This window comes from Rhizobium jaguaris (genome assembly GCF_003627755.1).
GTDB lineage: Bacteria > Pseudomonadota > Alphaproteobacteria > Rhizobiales > Rhizobiaceae > Rhizobium > Rhizobium jaguaris.
Genome location: NZ_CP032694.1, coordinates 204,935 through 224,649, shown reverse-complemented (window position 1 = coordinate 224,649; position 19,715 = coordinate 204,935). Strand labels below are relative to the sequence as shown.

At 59.3% G+C, this 19,715-nt stretch carries 17 protein-coding genes; 7 read left to right on the top strand and 10 right to left on the bottom strand.

What is annotated here, in order from left to right:
• Positions 1-159: 159 nt before the first annotated feature.
• Positions 160-1,134, top strand: coding sequence for a UDP-glucuronic acid decarboxylase family protein (locus CCGE525_RS01070; protein WP_120702664.1), 975 nt, complete (start codon positions 160-162; stop codon positions 1,132-1,134).
• A complete protein-coding gene (gene galE, locus CCGE525_RS01065; protein WP_120702663.1) occupies positions 1,131-2,105 on the top strand; it encodes a UDP-glucose 4-epimerase GalE in 975 nt (324 codons plus the stop codon). The genes CCGE525_RS01070 and galE overlap by 4 nt, the downstream gene beginning before the upstream one ends.
• A gap of 3 nt (positions 2,106-2,108) precedes the next feature.
• Here the strand turns inward: galE and CCGE525_RS01060 are convergent, their stop codons facing one another.
• From CCGE525_RS01060 to CCGE525_RS01030, 8 genes are all read right to left on the bottom strand, one after another.
• Complete coding sequence (locus tag CCGE525_RS01060) at positions 2,109-3,338, bottom strand: glycosyltransferase family 4 protein (RefSeq protein ID WP_120702662.1); 1,230 nt, start codon at positions 3,336-3,338, stop codon at positions 2,109-2,111.
• The gene (locus CCGE525_RS01055) at positions 3,335-4,075 is read right to left on the bottom strand and encodes a class I SAM-dependent methyltransferase (protein ID WP_120702661.1); all 741 of its coding nucleotides are present in this window, start codon (positions 4,073-4,075) and stop codon (positions 3,335-3,337) included. The genes CCGE525_RS01060 and CCGE525_RS01055 overlap by 4 nt, the downstream gene beginning before the upstream one ends.
• The gene (locus CCGE525_RS01050) at positions 4,072-5,382 is read right to left on the bottom strand and encodes a glycosyltransferase family 2 protein (RefSeq protein WP_120702660.1); all 1,311 of its coding nucleotides are present in this window, start codon (positions 5,380-5,382) and stop codon (positions 4,072-4,074) included. Before CCGE525_RS01050 ends, CCGE525_RS01055 begins: the two co-directional genes overlap by 4 nt.
• The gene (locus CCGE525_RS01045; RefSeq protein WP_120702659.1) at positions 5,379-6,605 is read right to left on the bottom strand and encodes a glycosyltransferase family 2 protein; all 1,227 of its coding nucleotides are present in this window, start codon (positions 6,603-6,605) and stop codon (positions 5,379-5,381) included. The genes CCGE525_RS01050 and CCGE525_RS01045 overlap by 4 nt, the downstream gene beginning before the upstream one ends.
• On the bottom strand, positions 6,602-8,407 hold the full coding sequence (locus tag CCGE525_RS01040; protein ID WP_120702658.1) for an ABC transporter ATP-binding protein: 1,806 nt from the start codon (positions 8,405-8,407) through the stop codon (positions 6,602-6,604). The genes CCGE525_RS01045 and CCGE525_RS01040 overlap by 4 nt, the downstream gene beginning before the upstream one ends.
• Positions 8,407-9,363 carry a glycosyltransferase family 2 protein gene (locus tag CCGE525_RS01035; protein ID WP_245472067.1) on the bottom strand — a complete coding sequence of 319 codons (957 nt, stop codon included), beginning with the start codon at positions 9,361-9,363 and terminating at the stop codon, positions 8,407-8,409. The genes CCGE525_RS01040 and CCGE525_RS01035 overlap by 1 nt, the downstream gene beginning before the upstream one ends.
• A gap of 31 nt (positions 9,364-9,394) precedes the next feature.
• Positions 9,395-9,520 carry a hypothetical protein gene (locus CCGE525_RS39510; RefSeq protein ID WP_281024640.1) on the bottom strand — a complete coding sequence of 42 codons (126 nt, stop codon included), beginning with the start codon at positions 9,518-9,520 and terminating at the stop codon, positions 9,395-9,397.
• Positions 9,521-9,840: 320 nt separating this feature from the next.
• Complete coding sequence (locus tag CCGE525_RS01030; RefSeq protein WP_120706186.1) at positions 9,841-10,845, bottom strand: LacI family DNA-binding transcriptional regulator; 1,005 nt, start codon at positions 10,843-10,845, stop codon at positions 9,841-9,843.
• A gap of 207 nt (positions 10,846-11,052) precedes the next feature.
• Here CCGE525_RS01030 and CCGE525_RS01025 point away from each other — a divergent pair, with 207 nt between their 5' ends.
• The 3 genes from CCGE525_RS01025 to CCGE525_RS01015 are packed head-to-tail and all read left to right on the top strand — an operon-like array spanning position 11,053 to position 14,919.
• Entirely contained in the window at positions 11,053-12,657 is a 1,605-nt protein-coding gene (locus tag CCGE525_RS01025; RefSeq protein WP_120702656.1) for a sugar ABC transporter ATP-binding protein, read from the top strand.
• Positions 12,654-13,967 (top strand): ABC transporter permease, encoded by a 1,314-nt coding sequence (locus CCGE525_RS01020; protein WP_120702655.1) that lies wholly within the window; start codon positions 12,654-12,656, stop codon positions 13,965-13,967. The genes CCGE525_RS01025 and CCGE525_RS01020 overlap by 4 nt, the downstream gene beginning before the upstream one ends.
• Positions 13,954-14,919 carry a substrate-binding domain-containing protein gene (locus CCGE525_RS01015; RefSeq protein ID WP_120702654.1) on the top strand — a complete coding sequence of 322 codons (966 nt, stop codon included), beginning with the start codon at positions 13,954-13,956 and terminating at the stop codon, positions 14,917-14,919. Before CCGE525_RS01020 ends, CCGE525_RS01015 begins: the two co-directional genes overlap by 14 nt.
• A gap of 767 nt (positions 14,920-15,686) precedes the next feature.
• Here the strand turns inward: CCGE525_RS01015 and CCGE525_RS01010 are convergent.
• Together CCGE525_RS01010 and CCGE525_RS01005 are read right to left on the bottom strand one after the other, a co-directional pair.
• Positions 15,687-16,904 (bottom strand): NAD(P)/FAD-dependent oxidoreductase, encoded by a 1,218-nt coding sequence (locus CCGE525_RS01010; protein ID WP_120706185.1) that lies wholly within the window; start codon positions 16,902-16,904, stop codon positions 15,687-15,689.
• A gap of 16 nt (positions 16,905-16,920) precedes the next feature.
• Positions 16,921-17,235 carry a MocE family 2Fe-2S type ferredoxin gene (locus tag CCGE525_RS01005; RefSeq protein WP_120706184.1) on the bottom strand — a complete coding sequence of 105 codons (315 nt, stop codon included), beginning with the start codon at positions 17,233-17,235 and terminating at the stop codon, positions 16,921-16,923.
• A gap of 284 nt (positions 17,236-17,519) precedes the next feature.
• On the opposite strand from CCGE525_RS01005, the gene CCGE525_RS01000 reads away from it, so the two are divergent.
• Together CCGE525_RS01000 and CCGE525_RS00995 are read left to right on the top strand one after the other, a co-directional pair.
• Entirely contained in the window at positions 17,520-18,539 is a 1,020-nt protein-coding gene (locus tag CCGE525_RS01000; protein WP_120702653.1) for a sterol desaturase family protein, read from the top strand.
• Between the two features lie 117 nt (positions 18,540-18,656).
• Complete coding sequence (locus CCGE525_RS00995) at positions 18,657-19,715, top strand: LacI family DNA-binding transcriptional regulator (protein ID WP_120702652.1); 1,059 nt, start codon at positions 18,657-18,659, stop codon at positions 19,713-19,715.

The window sequence follows — 19,715 nt, the reverse complement described above, 5'->3', positions numbered from 1 at the left end:
TCCCGGCGATGGAAGCGGCGGGGTATCCGACCGCTATTGCAACGCATGTAGAGAGGGTCGATGAATATGAATGGCGTCCTGAAATACGGCATCGTCGCCTTGGAGCTTGCTACGGTTTCCGCCGGCAGCGTCACCGAACTGGCTCCGAGGTAACCCGCCATGCAGCAAACAAAGCGAATCCTAGTTACAGGTGGTGCAGGTTTTCTCGGATCATTCCTTTGCGAACGACTTTTGCAGGAAAAACACGAGGTTATTTGTGTAGACAATTTTTTCACGGGACGCAGAAGCAACGTCGCGCATTTGCTTGACGACAGGTCTTTCGAAATCGTCCGCCACGATATTACATTTCCTCTATACGTAGAGGTCGACGAGATTTACAACCTCGCTTGTCCGGCAAGCCCGGTTCACTATCAATACGATCCGGTACAGACGACCAAGACCAGCGTCCACGGCGCGATCAACATGCTAGGGCTTGCCAAGCGGGTCGGCGCAAAGATCCTCCAGGCCTCTACCTCCGAAGTCTATGGCGATCCCGAGATCCATCCCCAACAGGAGGGTTATTGGGGCCGGGTGAATCCGATCGGACCGCGCTCCTGTTACGACGAGGGCAAGCGCTGCGCCGAGACACTGTTCTTCGACTATTGGCGCCAGCACCGGCTCCGGATCAAGGTGGCACGCATCTTCAACACATATGGTCCGAGGATGCGCCCCGACGACGGTCGCGTCATCTCCAACTTCATCGTACAGGCGCTGGAGAACAAGCCGATAACGGTCTATGGCAGCGGCGAGCAGACACGCTCGTTCTGCTATGTCGACGACCTCATCGACGGCCTGGTTCGCCTGATGGGGACAGACGACGAGGTCACAGGCCCAATCAATCTTGGCAATCCGGTCGAGTTCACGATGCTGGAGCTCGCCAAGCTGGTCATAGAACTGACTGGGAGCCGATCGAAGATCAAATATCTGCCCCTCCCTACCGACGATCCCCGGCAACGACAGCCGGACATCGGGCTCGCCAAGAGTGAGCTCGGCTGGAAGCCAAAGGTCCAGTTGCGGGGCGGGCTTGCCAGAACGATCGCCTATTTCGATGACCTGCTTTCGTCGGACGGTTCGCACGCGGTCGCTGCCGAATGACGACCGTCCTTGTCACAGGCGGAGCCGGTTATATCGGATCGCATTGCTGCAAGGCTTTCGCCGAGGCAGGGTGGTCCGTCATCACCTACGACAATCTCTCCCGCGGCTGGCGCGACGCCGTCAAATGGGGCCCGCTGGTCGAGGGTGACATTGCCGACGCCGAGGCAGTCGCGGCAGCGCTGCGTCAGTACCGACCGGATGTGGTGGCGCATTTCGCCGCCTATGCCTATGTCGGCGAATCCGTCGAATATCCCGAACTCTACTACCGGAACAACACATTCGGGACATTGGTGCTCATCGAGGAAATGCTCAAGGCTGGAGTCAACAGGCTGATCTTTTCAAGTACCTGCGCTTCCTATGGCATTCCGGTGCGCAGCCCGATCGACGAGGCGCATCCGCAGTGGCCGATCAATCCCTATGGATGGTCGAAGTTCATGATCGAGCGGATGGTGGAGGATTTCTCGCGTGCTCGCGGCCTCAATTCTGTGATGCTGCGTTATTTCAATGCAGCCGGCTGCGACCCTGACGGCGAGATCGGCGAACGGCACGAGCCAGAGACGCATGTCGTTCCACTTGCCATAGAGGCGGCGATCAAACCGGGTCGGGTCTTTACCATCAATGGCACCGATTTCGACACTCGTGACGGCACCGCCGTCCGCGACTACATTCACGTCACTGATCTGGCGCGCGCCCATGTCCTTGGGGGTGAAAAGCTGTTGCGGGACCAGGGAGTGCATGTCTACAACCTCGGTACGGGCAACGGAACGACGGTAAAGGAATTGGTCGACGCCGTCGGCCGCGTTTCCGGACACAAACTTCCCGTTGCTTATGGTTCCCGCAGACCCGGCGATCCGCCGGCTCTCGTGGCCGCCGCCGGCAAGGCCGAGCGGGAGCTTGGATGGGTGCCCAGGCATTCCGACATCGATACGATCATAGGCACGGCGCTTGCTTGGTATCGCAGCCGGATGTGACCCCTACCTGAGTGTCTTTGTTAGAAAATCATCGAGAGCGACGCCGACCGCTTCGGTCGAGAACTTTTCCGTCACCCGCTTCCTGGCGGCCGCACCGAGCTGTGCGCAAAGGGTATTGTCGTCCTTCAATCTCGCCAAAGCTCGCGCAATTTCCTCCGGCCGCTCCTGCCCCACCATCAGGCCGCCGGAGGCCTCTCCATCGGCCAGAATGTCCGGCAAGCCCTGCGCGTCTGTGGCGATGACGGGAAGACCGCAGGCCATCGCCTCCAATGGCGCGACCGGCATGCCTTCGATGCGGGAGGCCGTGACGTAAGCATCCGCGGCCGAAAGCCAGCGCCGGATCAGCGGCCGGTCCGTCGTGTAACTGGAAAGCCAGCGCAAATTCGACAGGCCGCTTTCATGAACGAGCTTTGCGAACGCCTCACTGTCCTGGCCCGAGCCGATGATTATCAACTGTCTGGCTGGATCGCCGGCGAAGCTCGCCCAAGCCTTCAGGAGAGTATCGAGACCCTTGCGGCGGATATCGATGCGCCCATGATTGAGGACAATGAAGCAATCCCGCGGCAGGCCAAGGCTTGCTCGCGCCTCCATGCGATCCATCGCCCGCCATTCCCTGGTATCCAAGGGGTTCGGGATGTCAGCGATGTCGAGCGCGATGTGTGGATAGGCCTTGGCGAGACGGCCGCGTTCCACGGAAGAAGCCACGATGAGGCCGCGGCAGGCGCGCAGGGACAGCTGTCGCGCAACCGCCTCGATCCAGGAAAGCGTGCGATCTCCGCCCTGGAAGGTGGCATAGAGGGGAACGTTCAGGCTGCGCGCCAGCCATGCAAGCGCATCGAAGCGAATATATTCATATTCTTGGGCAAGCAGCACGTCGCATCGGGAGCGGGTGAGGATCTCGCGGAAGGCCGCAAGCGGTGTCGCGGCCCAGCGCCGCAGGCTGTGGGCGGCAGGAGAATGGCCTTGCCGGGACCGCCTTGCGGGCGCGACCCAAATCGGCGTGCCTGTACCCGAATGTTCGTAGCGCTCAATTCTGGTCACCCGCTCGGATGCGCAGACGATGATCGGCTTGTGGCCCACCGAGCTCAGCGCTGCGGCATAGCCGAACAGCCAGCCTCCCGTCATCCGCTCGACGAAATCCTGAAGCTCGAGCCCAATCGGCTCAAGAAATTCCTCGATCACGTCGCCCCACGGGAAGAGGGCGATCACCTGCGGCGTCCGATAGCCGGTCATTTGCGCCAGGCGAATGCCGTCTCGGTGCCGGGCGTGGAGGGCCGGTGCATCAGATAACCGACGACCGTCAAGGGCGCAGCCAGCGCATAAAGAACCTTGCGGCGGCGGCGTCCGAGGCGGGAAAACGAGACGTCATGGAAGAAAGCAGTGGCGACATTGATGAATGTGGCACGGCGTTCCGGCCGCCTGTCGAAAAGGGCTTCGAGTTCCGGGTCCCGGTACCCCCGTCTGACATGCCCCCATTCGCGCATCAACTCGCTCTCATGGGGGCAATGGCGTTTCATGACGCGGAAATAGGGATAGTGCCATTTGGCCTCGGGGGTGGAGATGAGGACATAACCGCCGGGCCGCACCACTCGTAACGCCTCCTGCGCGGCTCGGCGATCATCCTCGATGTGCTCTAGCACATCGAATAGAGTGACGATGTCAAAACTGTCGTCGTCGAACGGCAGAGAACAGGCATTGCCGCAAATAAAGGTCGATCGCGCCCAGGAGGGCTGATGCTCGGCCAGTTCCGGGTCGATGTCGAGCGTGACGATCTCCGCTTCCGGATAGAGGATGCTGGCGAGGCCGCTGCGACCGCCGCCGATTTCCAACACTCGTCCGGAGCCCCCGGTCTCGGTCGGGGCAACGCGGTGGATGGCGCGCATTTTCTCGCGATAGAACAGGCCGTCGGTCAGGCCATTCGGATAGGGATTCCCGGCCAGGAACCGGCCAAGCGGTGCCTTCTTGATCATTTCGCTATTCCCTTCGCATCGACAGCGGCAACGTGCGTCGCTATCCGCTGCTTTCTCCAGCCGAAGCGCAGAAGAAACGGCAGCCCTGCCAGCCATCCCTGCACTTCTGAGGCCAAAATTCCGAGCCTGCCCGGCGGACCCTCGAAAAGTGCTTTGACGAAGGTCTTCAGGAAGTAGACCGGCAGCTGCTTACCGATGCGCACGATGTTTCCGCGATCGCCGAAATTGTCGTACTGCGCCACAAGCGCCGCCACATGGCCTTTCATGTAGGCTCTTATCTGCCGCTTAAGCCCCGGCCAGTCGCTTCGATGGTGATGGAAGACGACGGCCCGCGGTTCGTAGAGGCACGCTCCGCCAGTCGCCAGAAGCCGGTACCAGAGTTCGGAATCTTCGGAGCATCCTGCAGCCCCTGCGCCGAGGCGCTCGTCGAACATGCCGACCCGTTCGAATACGGATCGTTGAAAGGCCATGTTGGCTCCGGCGCCGATCTTCCATACATGCGCCCCGCTCGGCTTTGTTTCTTCGAAGAACCGTCTGTCGAATATGAGTGGCACGAAGGTGGTACCGAAACCGCCCATGGTGAACTGAAAGCAGCGTTGCGCGGCCGTCTCGAGGCGTGCCGGGAGCACCAGGCCTGTTATCGCCTCAACGTCCCGGTCGGCAAAAGCGCGGGCGATTTCGGCCGTCCAACCGGGATGGACTTCGACGTCATCGTCGGTGAAGGCGATCATATTTAGCCGGCTTGCACGAATTCCGGCGTTTCTGGCACGGCTCAAGCCAGCCTGTGGCTCATGGATATAACGGACGCTTGAGAACTGCCCGCATACGCCCTTGGCATTGCCGTCGCGGGAATTGTCGACAACGATGACTTCCCCCGGAGCGCTGCGCTGTGCCGCCACGCTGTGAAGACAGTCGGCCAGCGCCGGACCCCGATCGCGGGTGCAGATCACCACAGACATGTCATGTGCGGACGCGGAAGACGTGGTTGCGAACTCTTCGAGGCTTTCGATCAGATTTTCCGCTTCGAGCGAGCCTTCAAGCGAGAGCGCGGGTTTGGGCCACCCTTCGTAAGTGGCTCGCAACGGTGCGCCAAGCCCGATGCTGCGCGCTTCCAGTTGCGCGGCTGCGTATTCGGCGGCCAATTGGCGCAATTGGGGGATTCCGTAGGGCAGCTCATCCTGCAAGGAGGCACGCGTTCCAAGCGGCAGATCCTTCCACCAGAAGACAGACAGCGCTGGCCCGCCGTGGGTGCCCGTATCGGCGGTGGCGAGATCGATATGCCGTACGTCGAAGCGCTCTGTCGTCATGGGTTGCGCTCCCGGATCGCCTGGATGCGAGCACGCGAGCGGTCATATTCACCCGCAAGACCGTAGATTCCACCCCATAGCTCAGCAATGCCGAAACGCAGCTCATGGCCGCGAAACCGGCTTGCAGCGCGAGCAAGCGCCTTCAACTGGTCGAAGAACCACCACCGGACCATGGCGCGATGGCGCGCGCGCATCTCATCATCGGTGCGATAACTTTTGACGAGAAAGGCCATCATGCCGAGGCCCCACGTCCAGTATTGTCGCCTGAGCTGCGGAATGGTTTCGCGATGCTCGTGATAGACGGCGTACTCCGGCTCGTAGATCATCGGGCGGCCTGAGCGCAGCACGCGGTAAAAAATATCGAGATCGCCGCCACCAGGCAGAGGCGCTCCCGTATCGAGCGCTTCATCGAAGCCGCCAAGCTTGATCAGCAGCGCGCGGTCGAAGGCCATATTGCAGCCCGCACCGAGAACACCGGACCCGACGGGGTGCAGTGGATTATCGAAACGGGCGTTGTGAAACTCCCTTCGGGCAAAGCCGCGGCCAAACCCCCCTCGCCTCTCGAAAAGGATCTGCGCCTCGGTGTCGAGGCGATACGGCAGCACCAGGCCTGTGAAACCGCCGACATTTGGATTTTCAAGGCAGGCCTTGGCAAGACCCGTTAGCCAATTGCGGTCCACCACCACGTCATCGTCCAGATAGGCGATGATATCACCCCTGGCCGCATGAAGGGCCGCGTTGCGGGCAAAATCCAGCCCCGCCTTCGTTTCGAAAACATAGCGGACGTCCCTGAAACCTGCGACGGCGTCGCGCGTGGCCGTATCCACCGAGGCATTGTCGACCACGAGGATTTCGACGAACTGGAAGGCGGATTCGGCCCGAACCCGATCAAGCGAGCCTAGCAGCCGGGAAAGACGCTGCGCGCGGTCCTTAGTGCAGATTGCGATGCTGAGGCTCGGCAGCGCCGCAGCCTCCCCCATCGGCTGCCGTTGTCTTAACTCCTCTTGCAGCTTTGCAACGAGGATGCGTCCGGCAAAACGCTCGTCGGCAAGAGTTTTCAGCCTCTCGATCGTCATCACCGATCCGTCTGATAGCTCGACCATTTCGAATCCGATCAGTCGGCCCTGCCACCGGGCGATGAGGCCGAGCCCGTTCTGCCCGGCGGAGAGTTCGATCGGCGCCAAGGGTTCCGTCAGCTCGATGTCAGCAAGTTTGTAGTTCATCCTCTAATTTCCACCCTGGCGGCGCGACCATTCTGAAACCCATGGAGCCTGGAAAAATGACCTTGCCGCTTGAAGAGCTCGTCCGGCGAGCCGGCCTCGATGACGCGCCCCTTCGCCATCACGATAATCTGGTCGGCGGCTTGAATGGTCGAAAGGCGGTGAGCGATCACGACAACGGTGCGGTTATGCGAATACTCATCGAGTGCGAGCTGGAATGCCTGTTCAGTCTCGGCGTCGAGCGCGTTTGTCGCCTCGTCCAGCAGCAGAATATCGGGGTTGCGAAGTATTGTTCGCGCGAGCGCGATGCGCTGCCTTTGGCCGCCCGAAAGACGCATCCCCTGGTCGCCTATCCGCGTCTCGTAGCCATCCGGAAGCAGTCGGATGAAATCGTCCGCCTTGGCGATCTCGGCAGCTTTGCGTATCTCCGCACTGCCGGCCTCGAGGTCGCCATAGGCGATATTGGCCGCGATCGTGTCGTTGAAGAGATGGACTTCCTGCGACATGAGCGACAGGCGCCTTCGCCAACTGCGGAGATCGAATTCGGAGAGGGGCGCGCCATCTGCGAGAACCTCGCCGGATGTTGGATCCATAAAACGAAAAAGCAGCGCCATTATAGTTGATTTGCCTGCCCCCGACTCTCCCACGATCGCCGTGGTCTTGCCTGCGGGAATGCTGAAGGAGACGTCCTGCAGGGCCAGCGCCTCGCCGGAGTCGTAGCGGAAGGAGACGTTCCTGAACTCGACGGCTTTCGTGAGCGCAACCGCCGCCAGAGACCCGTGAGTGAGAAAGGGCTTTTCCGTCCTGCGCAGAAAATCGTCGACGTCGTCGATGCTGCCGGCGAGACCATCCAGCGCGATCTTCGACTGCAGCAGTTCCCGGGTTGGACCTTGAAGACGGTAGAGCAGCGATAAAAACGCGGCCAATGCAGCAATGCCTATGTCTGCCGACTGGGCCAGGAGAACGAGGGCGCCGATCAGGACTGTGATCGAGATTTCCGAGACCGGCCCGGGGGTCGCCCATAGCATGTCGAGTTTCAAGAGACGTCGCCGCACAGTATCCGAAGTCTGCACAAAGCGACTGCGTTCATAGTCTTCCTGGGCGAAAGCCCGGATCAACTGGAGTGCGTTGATGCTCTCCCACATCCTGAGACCGAACTGCTTGTTTTCCTCGACGACGGCTTTACCGGTCTCGTCGGCGCGGCGCGTGGCCAAGCGAATGGCCATGGCGCCAAAAAGCAGAAACATCAGCGAGAAAAAGGTCAGCCGGATGGAAATCAGCAGCATCAGCAGGACAAAGACGACGAATGTGCAGAAGCAGATCATCAATCGGTAGGCGAGGCTCAGCCCCTGACTGACCTTCCAGGTGTTGTTGGCGATCGTCGTGATGATGTCCGAACGCTTGTTTTCGACCCTGTAGTCGATGCAGGAACTTATGGTCTGGTCGAAGACCCTGGCTCGCAATCGATGCGCGACCAGGCCGTCTATATACCGGGTCACCCAGGTATTGATGAGATGGACGGCATTCTTGAGGAGGATGCTGACGCACAGAACGCCGACCAGGAACGCTGTCAAATGGTGTTCTGGGATCGGTGCCAGAAGCCGGCCAAAAATCGCCTGCCATCTGCCAGGCTGCGGCGCCAAAGCGCCGAGGCTCTGAATGAGAGGAATGAAAAGGAAGAGCCCGACCCCCTCGAGGACCGCCGCGGCCAGCCCGAGCCCCACGATGGTCGGTCCAGCCCAGGCCGGTGCTGCTGCCAGGTGGAAAAGCCGTCGCAATCGCGAAAAAAGGGGCGCGATCAACATCACCAGGCCGTCTCCATGTAGAGAGGCCGGAAATTGGCGTTCTTGTTTCGCAACCGCTTCCAGCGAGCCTTGATCCAGTCAGGAACCAGCCTGGCTCGGCAATACATGTCCAGCATGTTCGGCAGGCTCGAAATCGCCAGGCGTGGCTCCAATGCCAAGAATCGTCTCAACAGATCACAGCCATCGAAAAATCGCCCGCCGACAAAACCTCTCACTGCGAGCCAGCGGATCATCTCGACCAGATGGGCGTCGAGGTCGGTACCATGGCGGGGATATTTTTCCCGAAATTCGTCGAGAACGATTTCACACGAACGAAGCATCTGCATGACATCGCTCGACATGTTCGTGTTTGTCATGCGGTAGCCCACAAGGTGTTGCGGTACGACGCGAAATTCGTAATGCTCCGCAATTCTGAGACAAATCAGCAGGTCTTCGCAGCCTTGGGCGTGACGCGCCCTCAAGGAGGGTTCGAACTGCCCGGCCTTTTCGAATGCGGAACGACGCATGAGCATCGAGCTGCCATTCCCCACGAAATTGTTTCTGCACATTTGTTGGAGCACATCTCCTTCAGCGGTCGGCCGGTTGTGCAGCGAGAAGACACGGCTATCCTCGTCGATAAGGGCGAACCAGCAATAGGCCAATCCCGCCGACGGGCCGCCCTTCTCGAGGGCTTCCCACTGAAGGGCGATCTTGGACGGAGCCCATAGATCGTCAGCATCGACAAAGGCCAGAAACTCCGCGTCGGTCGCAGCCGCACCGTTGTTGCGTGCCACGGCGACACCGCCGTTGGACTGCTGAAGGATCCGGATCCGGCGATCCTGTTTTCCATAATCCGCCACGATTGATGCCGAACTGTCCGACGAACCGTCATCGACAACGATGATGTCCAGCGCCTGATGGGTCTGCCGACAGATACTGGCCAAAGTCGCACCGATCGTGCGTTCGGCGTTGAACATTGGCACTATGACGCCAACGGTGGCACTTCGCTCACTCTCCACAGTCAATGCCGCCCTTAACGACGATGTCGGCCAACCCGGTGACGCCGCCACCGACGAAAACTGCAGCAGGCACCAGGGCGACGATGCCGTTTTTCAGGACGCCGTTCATGTTCATCGACCCTCTCCACATGCCTCGCAACAGCGGTCGGGTAGCCTCCGCTTTCATCGCCGGGAGAGTCTGGTGCGGCGGAAGGTATAATCTATGGCAGTAGGACCAAAGATTTTCGTTTTGGGACATAAGTCCTGCCATGAACAGGACTTTAGTCTGAGGAAGAACTTAGGTTCTTAACCGTGCGGTCACTGCTTTTGGTAGGCTTTCCCAGGCGATTAGGAAGAATTTCTGCACGTTGCACGCATATGGGAGTGCCGACCGATTTGAACGCCGGTAATGGTGCATCGCCGCTCTGATCCCGATCTTAGACGATGCTCCGTAAGTCAACGTGGACGCATGATCGGCCGACAGGATTCACGGATCATCAACCGGCCCTTCAGAACGATATGCCGCGGCTCGCGCCGCTTCTTGTCGGCAACCCGGCTGAGAATGAGTTCTGCAGCCTGCTCCCCGATCGCTTGGACCGGCTGGGCGATGGTCGTCAGATTGGGCTGGAACACGTCGGCCCAGGGGAAATCATCGAAACCTGCCACAGAAATATCGCCGGGGCAGTCCAGGCCGGCGTCACGGATGGCCTTCATGACACCGATGACCATCAGGTTGTTGGCGGCAAATATCGCCGACGGCCTGTCCGGACGTGTCAGCAACTGCATCGTCGCGGTATAGGCGTCTTTTGCCCGGAAGTTGCCGAGCCTGACGAACTCATCGCCGTATTCGATGCCGGCCTCCTGCAAGGCGGCGCGATAGCCGGCCAGGCGATCCCGCCCCGTCGATGTGGAGAGCGAACCGGAAATATAACCGATGTTCCTGTGTCCGAGGTCGATGATGTATTTCGTGGCCGACTTGACCGCATCCTCGTTATCCACCACGACCGCATCGGCATCGAGATCGTGGCATAAGCGGTCAATAAGGACCACCGGGGTATTTGTGCCGCGCAAATGACGCCGCAGACCGTCATCGTCACCGGCCGCCGCGATGATCAACCCGTCAACCATGCGATCCAGCAGCAGCGATATCTGCTCTTCCTGCAGGGATGCGCTTTCATCGGTGCAGCAGAGCATCACGGCATAGCCGGCACGGTGAAGCACGTCCTGGATGACCGCGACCACGTCGGTGAAGAACGGGTTGGTGATGTCGGCAACAACCAGCCCAACCGTCGTCGTCGTGCCCATCTTCAGGCTGCGGGCAACGGCATTACGCTTGTAGCCGATCTCCTGGATCGCCTGCTCGATCCGCTCGCGCAGTTTTTTGCTCACCGGCGCCGTTCCGTTGACTGCGGCGGAGACAGTTGCAACCGACACGCCCGCCGCCACGGCGACGTCAAGCATCGTCGGGACAGCCTTGCTCATTTTGCTCGGAGTACGATCCATGACTCGAAACGTTTCAAATATGTTACTGGCCCAATGTTAGGAAATAACCCGCCGTTTTGCAATCTGTCGCTGCCGTTGAAAGCGTGAAAGCTTGACAACAACGAAACGTTTAGATTAGCGTCAGAGGACGAGATGCAGACATGCTGGAGGGGAGGCCATGGTGTCATGCAAAGCGGACCTCGCGTCCCACAGGGACCCCATGTTTCTCAGGTAGACTTGCCACACGGTCCTGGCGGCCCCCTGCTGTCGGCGCTGCATGTGTCAAAGAGGTTCGGCGGGATCGCCGCGCTGACGGACGTGGCATTCGATCTTCATGCCGGCGAGATCCACGCGCTGATGGGAGAGAACGGCGCGGGCAAATCGACCCTGATGAAGATTTTCTCGGGCGTGCATACCGAATACGAGGGCGAAATCCGGCTCGATGGCCTGCCTGTGAAATTCGCCAGTGTACGGGATGCCGAAGACGCCGGAGTAGCGATCATACACCAGGAACTGAATCTCGTTCCGGAACTCAGCGTCGCCGAAAATATCTTCCTCGGTCGCGAGCCGCGTATCGCCGGCCTGTTCATCGACAAGCGCAAATGCGTGGTCGAGGCACGCACCCTGCTGAGGCGGCTCGGCATCGATCTTCCCCCCGAGGCGCGTGTCGGTTCGCTGAGGATCGGCGAGCAGCAGCTGGTCGAGATTGCAAAGGCACTTTCCCTCTCCGCCCGCGTGCTCATCATGGACGAGCCCACTTCGGCGCTATCGCCTGGAGAATGCGTGCGGCTCTTTGCCATCATGCGCCAGCTGGTGCGGCACGGCGTGGGCATCGTCTACATCTCGCACCGAATCGATGAAGTTATCCAGCTTAGCGACCGCGTGACGGTGTTTCGCGATGGCCGGCATGTGTGGACCAGAGCGATGTCGGAGACCGACGAAGATCGGATCATCGCTGCCATGGTCGGACGCGATCTTGGGCATGGCGAAAGCCAACGCAGCTCGACCGCGGAGGAAGTGCTGCTTTCCGTCCGCGGTCTGTCGCTCGCCGTAACGGACCGGCGCGGCAGGCGCAACGTGCTGAAGGAAGTCAGCTTCGACCTTGCGGCAGGCGAAATTCTCGGCATAGGTGGGCTGCTCGGCGCCGGCCGGACGGAAATTCTCCAAGCCATTTATGGCGCGGCTGCTGGCCAGGTTGGCGGCAATATCTTCATCGACGGCAAGCCGATGCGTCTCCGTTCTCCCGTGGAAGCGCGCCGCCGCGGCATTTCGCTCGTCACCGAAGATCGCAAGTCACAAGGCCTGCATCTGCGCGACACGATCACCGACAACATCGCCCTGCCCGTGGTCAACCAGCTGGCACGCTTCGGTATTCGCAGATTTGGCTCGGAAGAGAAGCTGGCGACTGATGCGGTCAAGTCACTGGGTATTCGGGCCGCGGGCATCGGTCAGGCCGCCGGCACGCTCTCTGGCGGCAACCAGCAGAAGGTGGTGATTGCAAAGTGCCTGGCCGCGAACCCGAGAATCCTGCTCCTCGACGAGCCGACTCGCGGAATCGACGTGGGGGCGAAGCGGGAAATCTACGAGCTGATCTTCAAACTCGCCGCCGATGGCATTGCGATCATCGTCGTCAGCTCGGAAATGCCGGAACTTCTGCATCTGGCCGACCGCATCCTGGTCATATCGGAGGGCCGTCAGACCGGCATTCTGGATCGCGCCGCCGCAACGGAAGAACGCATCATGCAGCTTGCCGCACCGCGGTCGGCACAGCGCGAAAAGGCAGTGCAATGAATCTCATTCTCAGGACCAAGCTCTATTGGGGACTGATCGCGATCTTCCTGATCGGGGTGCTCGGGTCGCCGACGACATCGTCCGGCAGGAATATCTTCTTGTCGGCCGGCAACCTTCTCGACGTGCTGCGTCAGGTTTCGACGACCGGACTGATCGCAACCGGCATGACCGCCGTCATCCTGACGGGCGGGATCGACCTGTCGGTCGGCTCGATGATGGCGATCTGCAGCGTGGTTTGCGCCATGCTGCTCACCGTTCCGGGCGACACGTCGGCGGTCTGGCTCGGCATACCCTCCGTCTGTCTCGCCGCGCTGGTGATCGGCGCGGCCTGTACGCGCTTCCTGTTTCTCAATATCGAAAAATCGCGGGCCGCCGGTGCCCGGGACGCGGTGCTCGACAGAATGAGGGGGGTCGGCATCCCGGCCGTGGTTGGCCTTCTGCTCTGCGCCTTGCTGCTCTTTTACCTACTGCCGCAGATCGACCACAAGTTCGGCGTGATCGGCGTCCTCCTGATCACGCCCGCCGTCGGCCTGTTGTTCGGGACGATCAACGGCGTTGTTATCGTCGCCGGCCGGCTGCAGCCCTTTATCGTTACGCTGGCGATGATGGTCACCGCGCTCGGGATCGCGCGGCTGACGGCGGGGCAGAACAACGCCGTTTTGCCGGTATATACCGGATCGAACGCGACGGCAGACTTTGAGAACCTGCGTTCACTGGTCTTCGGCATCGTGCCGATGCCTGGCATCTTCTTTCTGGCAGCGATCGTCCTCTATGCCGCCGTGCTCAGGTTGACGCCGTTCGGCCGGTATATCTACGCCATCGGCGGCAACGAGGAGGCGGCGCGCCTTTCGGGCATCGATAGCGGCAATATCAAGATCGTCGCCTACGCGCTTTCCGGCCTGCTTGCCGGCATCGCCGCCGTGCTCTACGTCGCGCAGTATCGCCAGGGCAAACCCGATGCCGGCGCCGGCCTCGAACTAGACGCCATCGCGGCAGTCGTGATCGGCGGCACCAGCCTGATGGGCGGCCGCGGCGGACTGGCCGGCACCTTCTGTGGTGTCCTCATTTTTGGCCTGCTCTCCAACATCCTGCAATTGCACAACATCGATTCCAATCTTCAGCTCGTGCTGAAGGGGTTGATCATCGTGGGTACCGTGCTTGTCCAGGAGCGCAACGCCAGTGATATTCTCTCGCGTTTCCAGCTCATGATGCCGAAGACGGCGAGAAATCCAACGTCCGCGGAGGAGCGGTCGTCAAAAGAGATCCTGTCTCTCAACAACATCGGAGGAAACGAGAATGAAACGTCGTGATATGCTCAAGTTTGCTGTCATAACCGCCGCACTCGCCACCACGTCTCTGATCACGGTCAATTCGGCCGTGGCTGCCGACAAGAAATGGCGCATCGGCTTCTCGCAGGCGACAACGATCGAGCCCTGGCGTGCGCAATTCAACAAGGACATCATCGCCGAGGCGGCCAAACATCCCGAAGTCGAATTGATCATCACCGATGGTGAGGACAAGACCGAGAAGCAGGTGGCTGATGTCGAAAACCTGATCCGCCAGGAAGTCGACGCACTGCTGGTATCGCCGAAAGAATCGGCTGGCCTTACCGGAGCGGTGCAGGAAGCCATCGATGCAAAAATTCCGGTCTTCGTACTCGACCGCAATGTCGACACCGATAAATACGTGCAGTTCGTCGGCGGCGACAACAAACTGATTGGCGAGGCCGCCGGCCAGTATGCCGTTGAGCTCCTGGGCGGCAAGGGAAAAGCCAAAGGAAACGTTGTCGAAATCTGGGGCGGCATGGGGACGCAGCCGGCCCATGACCGGCACGACGGCTTTCATGAATTCACGGACAAGGAGTCGGGGATAAAATATCTGCTGGATCAGCAGTCCGGCGATTGGAAGCAGGACCAGGCCTATAACATCATGGCGACCGCGTTGCGCAACAACGAGCACATCGATCTGGTCTACGGTCATAATGATCCGATGGCTTACGGCGCCTATCTCGCAGCCAAGGATGCCGGCCGTGAAAAGGAAATGAAATTCATCGGCATTGACGGCCTGCCGAACGAAGGCGTCCAGCTCGTCAACAAGGGTGAGCTGACGGCAACCTTCGTCTATGCAACGCCCGGCGCGGAGGGCCTGCGTCAGGCTATCAAGTATCTGAATGGCGAGAAGGTCGAAAAGACCGTCGTCCTGCCCACCATGAAGATTACGAAGGAAAATGCGCCCGACATCCTCAAGGCCAATGGACTGTAAGTAGGCCGAGACGACGATGCTCCCGGCACCTATGTCGGGAGCATAGACGTAGGAGCATGACCCTAGATCTACCGTGCGGCGATGATGGCGGCAACTGCTGTGGAGGAGCATTCCGGTTCGTGCGGGGCTCATGATGATCTCGCGGAGGAACTGGAAGATCTGAACTAGAGCGGTTCAGCGTTTCACGGAATCGCCTTCCCGCTCTATCCTTTTGTTTTTACGCAATTCCGGACGGAAAACCGCTTCGCACTTTTCCTGGAATTGCTCTAAAGCAGCCCTCTGCCGTTAAAAATAGTGAGCCGCGCAAAAGCCGCGAGCATGTAATCCACGTCGCCGATGAGCTACGATCGCCAGCGGCGATGCAGTCTTGGCGGCAGCGATAAGGTCTTGCGGATGGTGTGATGTGGGATACCGGAAAGCCCGCGCGCGATGTCGGACTTGATAAGAGATTTGGTTGCGGGGGCAGGATTTGCGGTTTTCTGTCCCGCTGCGTCGGCTTTGCCTCCTTGCAGGCCCCTGAGAAGGCGTTAAATCCTCGACCCGTTACCAAATACAAAAAGCCCGCTGTACGCGGGCATTTTGTATCTGGTTGCGGGGGCCTGACTGCACGGAGACTTGCAATCGGGTTCGGCCCTCGGCAGATTCTTTGTCAGCTCATAAGCAATCTGCGGATCGTCAAACGTGCGCGAGTGTCGACTACTTGGTATCCGCACCATTTTCACGAATGAAGGATCGAAAGCCTGTTTCACAAAGCTCCTGGGACGCCCTCAAGTGGACAAGAATGACCTCAGCCGAACGTCCGGAGACGCCAGCGCCTCCGCATTCACCTTTACCCTTGAGCCGATCATTTTTTCCGCTAGCCGAATATCCTTGGCCACGATGCTGCCGCGACCGATCCCGCTTGCGGAGATGAGCGTTCCTTCTGCATCCAGATAGAACAAGATGAAGCTATCATCGCCGAGGTCGCGCCGAACCGTCGATACTGCGCCATCGGACAAGCCTGAGACTTGCAGAGTAAGATCGTATTGATCCGACCAGAAATAGGGAACAGAATCCACCGCCTCGTTGCCCCCCAACATGTTTCGCGCAGCGAGATTTCCCTGATCCTGGGCATTTCTCCAAGCTTCCAGTCTGACCCGGCGGCCGCCGTAAACTGCAATCGGGAAAGAGCAACAGTCACCGGCGGCAAAGATGTTTGGAATACTTGTCCGCAGCGTCTCGTCTACCGCTATTCCATTGTCGACATCTATTCCTGCCGCTTCCGCTAACGATGTATTCGGTAGGGCGCCAATTCCCACCACCGCCGTGTCCGCTTCGATATTGTTCCCATCGGCCAGCATAATGCTGACTTTGTCATCGCTTTCCGTCATGGAGGTAATCCAGACCCCGCAGCGCAACTCAACGCCTTCTTCGGCGTGCCTGGTTGCGATAACATTGGCGATTGCCTCCGGTACGCCGCGCATCAGAACCCGTGGTTGGGCTTCGACAACAACCACATTTGTTCCCATCTTGCGTGCGGTCGCGGCAAGCTCCAATCCGATGAAACCGGCCCCGATGATTGCAAGGCTTTTTCCCGTCCCGAGACGCGACCGTATATCCACGGCGTCCTCGAACGTGCGCAGATATTTGATCCTGCCATGGGAGGGAGTGGTTTCGGGTAGACGGCGTGGCCGCGCGCCCGTCGCAAGCAGGAGTTTGTCGTAAGGAAGGCGTCCACCGTCGCTGAACGCAATGGACCTCTCAGCCGGGAGAATAGACACGACCTTGACGCCAAGGCGAACTTCGATGCTCGCCTGACGATATTGTTCCATGGCCGCGATCGGTTTATGTCCTGGTTCATCGATAAGGGTCGACTTGGAAAGCGGCGGCCGTTCGTAAGGCAGATGTGTTTCGTCGCCAACGAGAGTGATCGGACCATCGTAATTGTTTTCCCTCAGGGCGAACGCCGTGCGCGCACCGCACTCCCCCGCCCCTAGGATCACCATTCCCGCGCCGGTCACTTTAAGCCACCTGCAGGAAAACGGCGCCGTCTTCGACTTTGACAGGATAGGTCTGGAGATTGACGCAGACCGGGGCGCCTTTGGCAGCTCCGGTCTTATAGTTGAACCGACCGTTATGCTTCGGACATTCGATGATGTCGTCCATCACCAAACCATCGGCGAGATGGATCTTCTCATGCGTGCAGAGGCCGTCCGTCGCGTGGAAGGTATCCTCCGGACTACGGTATATCGCATAGGTTTTTCCGCTGTGGTCGAATCTGATGACGTCTTCTTCGTTTATATTGTCCATTGCACAGACCTTGATCCAGTCACTCATGAAATCCTCCCGTGCTGCCTGCTGTTTGGGAAAGAGTAGCTGCATGCAATGCGTCAACAAAGACAGAAAACTGATGGTTTTCCATCAATTTCCACCATGCGAACGGGCCGAATTGACAGCGATGGAAGCCGGTCCCCGGTGATGGGAAACCATCATTTTGGCAGATTGCGGACCGGCTCTCCCAAGCAGAAAATATCCTGAAATCAAGGGTGACGGTGCTTTGTTGTCGGGTGGGTTGGCCCGTGGCACCAGTCGCATCAACGGATTTCGGGAGGTAGAAGTCGATGGATGATCTCAGGTATGGAAAACGGAACAAACGCGGCGATTGGGCACCGGACAGCGCACTCGAAGTGGCGCCCATTCTCGTCTTTCCCCCAAAGCCCATAAAGTTTTTGAAGTGGCTGCCGAGCTACTTCCTGCCCTGGAACGTGATGTTCATGCTTCTTGGAGCCGTCTACTGGTTCTTTTTGACGCCTTCCGTAGAGACGATGAAGACCCTGTCCGTTGGCTGGATCGCGTACCTATTGGTTCGCAACATGGCAGCGGTTCTCCTAATCTTCGGCGCGCTCGAACTTCGCCTCTATATTCGGCGGCGGCAGGGAACCTCCTTCAAATACAACGGCAAGTGGCCTTCGGACAATAAAAGTGACGTGTTCATGTTCAAAAGCCAGAACATCGACAACATGATCCGCACTTTCGGCACCGGCGTCCCGATCTGGACAGCATACGAGGTACTGGGCCTCTGGTGCTTTGCCAACGGATACGGACCTTGGACGACCTTCGCCCAGAACCCCGTTTGGCTGGCCGCCTTCGGCCTGATGATCCCGATCATCCACGAGGTTCACTTCTACTGCATTCATCGGCTCATCCATGTGCCGGTCCTCTATAAGTGGGTCCATTCGGTACACCATAACTCGGTCAACCCAAGCCCCTGGTCCAGCCTATCGATGCACCCGATCGAGCATCTGCTTTACTGGTCGGATTCGCTGATCCACCTCATTCTTCCCTCGCATCCCCTGCTTTTGCTCTATCATCTTCACATCACGGGAACCGGTGCCGTGATCGGTCACGTCGGCTTCGACAAGATCGAGCTGGGCAAGGAGAGCGGCATCGATACCCACGCCTATACCCACTACCTCCATCACAAGCATTTCGAAGTGAACTATGCGGAAGGCACCATCCCGCTCGACAAGTGGTTCGGCACCTGGCACGACGGCACCAAGGAAGGCCAGGAACTGATGGAGGCGCGCTACGCGGCAAAGGTTGCCCGCGTCAACGCCACTCCCCCGCAACCCGGTGAATAAGGCCGCAATTCAGATCTCAGGCAACCTCCCAAGAGCTTGAAGACCGCGCTCCCGTTACGATATCGTTGCGGGAGCGCGATCCGTTTTTGCTCGACGGAGGCTATCAATTGGTGCGTCATGAGCGGCTCTGCCCCGACAAAATTTTCCCGTTCCGGATTGGCTGACGTCGCGGCTTTGGCCGGAGTCGGCATTGCCACCGTCGACCGCGTGATGAATGAGCGCGGGAACGTCTCCGAGAAGACTACGTTACGGGTGTTGGAGGCGGCCAGGCAGTTGAATCTTCGTCGAACGTTGCCATCCGTGCGCCACAGGAACATCCAGGTCGAAGTGATCTTGAGAGGCCCGGTCGACGAATTCTTTCAGCGTCTCAACCGAGCGTTCGGAAAAATCGGCAGCGAGTTGGACAGGTCCATCATACTCCACCGGAGCACGATCGACGAAAGACGCCCGCTCAACCTTGCCCGCCATATCGCTGAGTCTGCCGCCGACGCATTCATCGTTTTCAGTGGTACAGCCCATCCGGCGCTTCTTGCCGCGATCGACGATAAGACGACGCGCGGCATTCCGGTCCTGACCATCAACAGCGATCTTCCCGAATCGTCACGCACCGCGCATATCGGCCCGGATCACTATCGGATGGGGCGAACGGCCGCCTTCTTTATGGCCAGGATGGCTCCTGCCGGCGGCTCGGTCCTTGTCATCGTGCATAGTGAAAATTACAGGGGACATAAGGATCGTGTGCAGGGATTCATCGAGGGTCTCTCCGAACGCAGCGAAAACCTGTCGGTCGTCGAGATTCTATCGGGGCAAGACCAGACTTCCCTGACGCAGCAGCTTGTCTACAAAGCCCTTGCGAAACATCAGGATGTCGTCGGAATCTACAGCGCCGGCGGAGGGCGCGCGGGGACCGGAGCCGCACTGCTGTCACTTGGTTTGGCGGGCAAGACCGTCTTCATTGCGCATGAACTGACCGACGAATCTTCCGAGATGTTGAAGAAGGGCATCATCACCCTCATCCTGGACCAAAATCCGGAAGCGCAGGCGCGTCAGGCGCTGGGCTATCTGTTGAGGCACTTCGAGTATACCTCCGATTTCACACTGTCGCCCATACCGTTCTCGGTCATCTCCATGGAAACAATCGAGAACTATCAATACGGGCTGCCAGTACCGACCTGA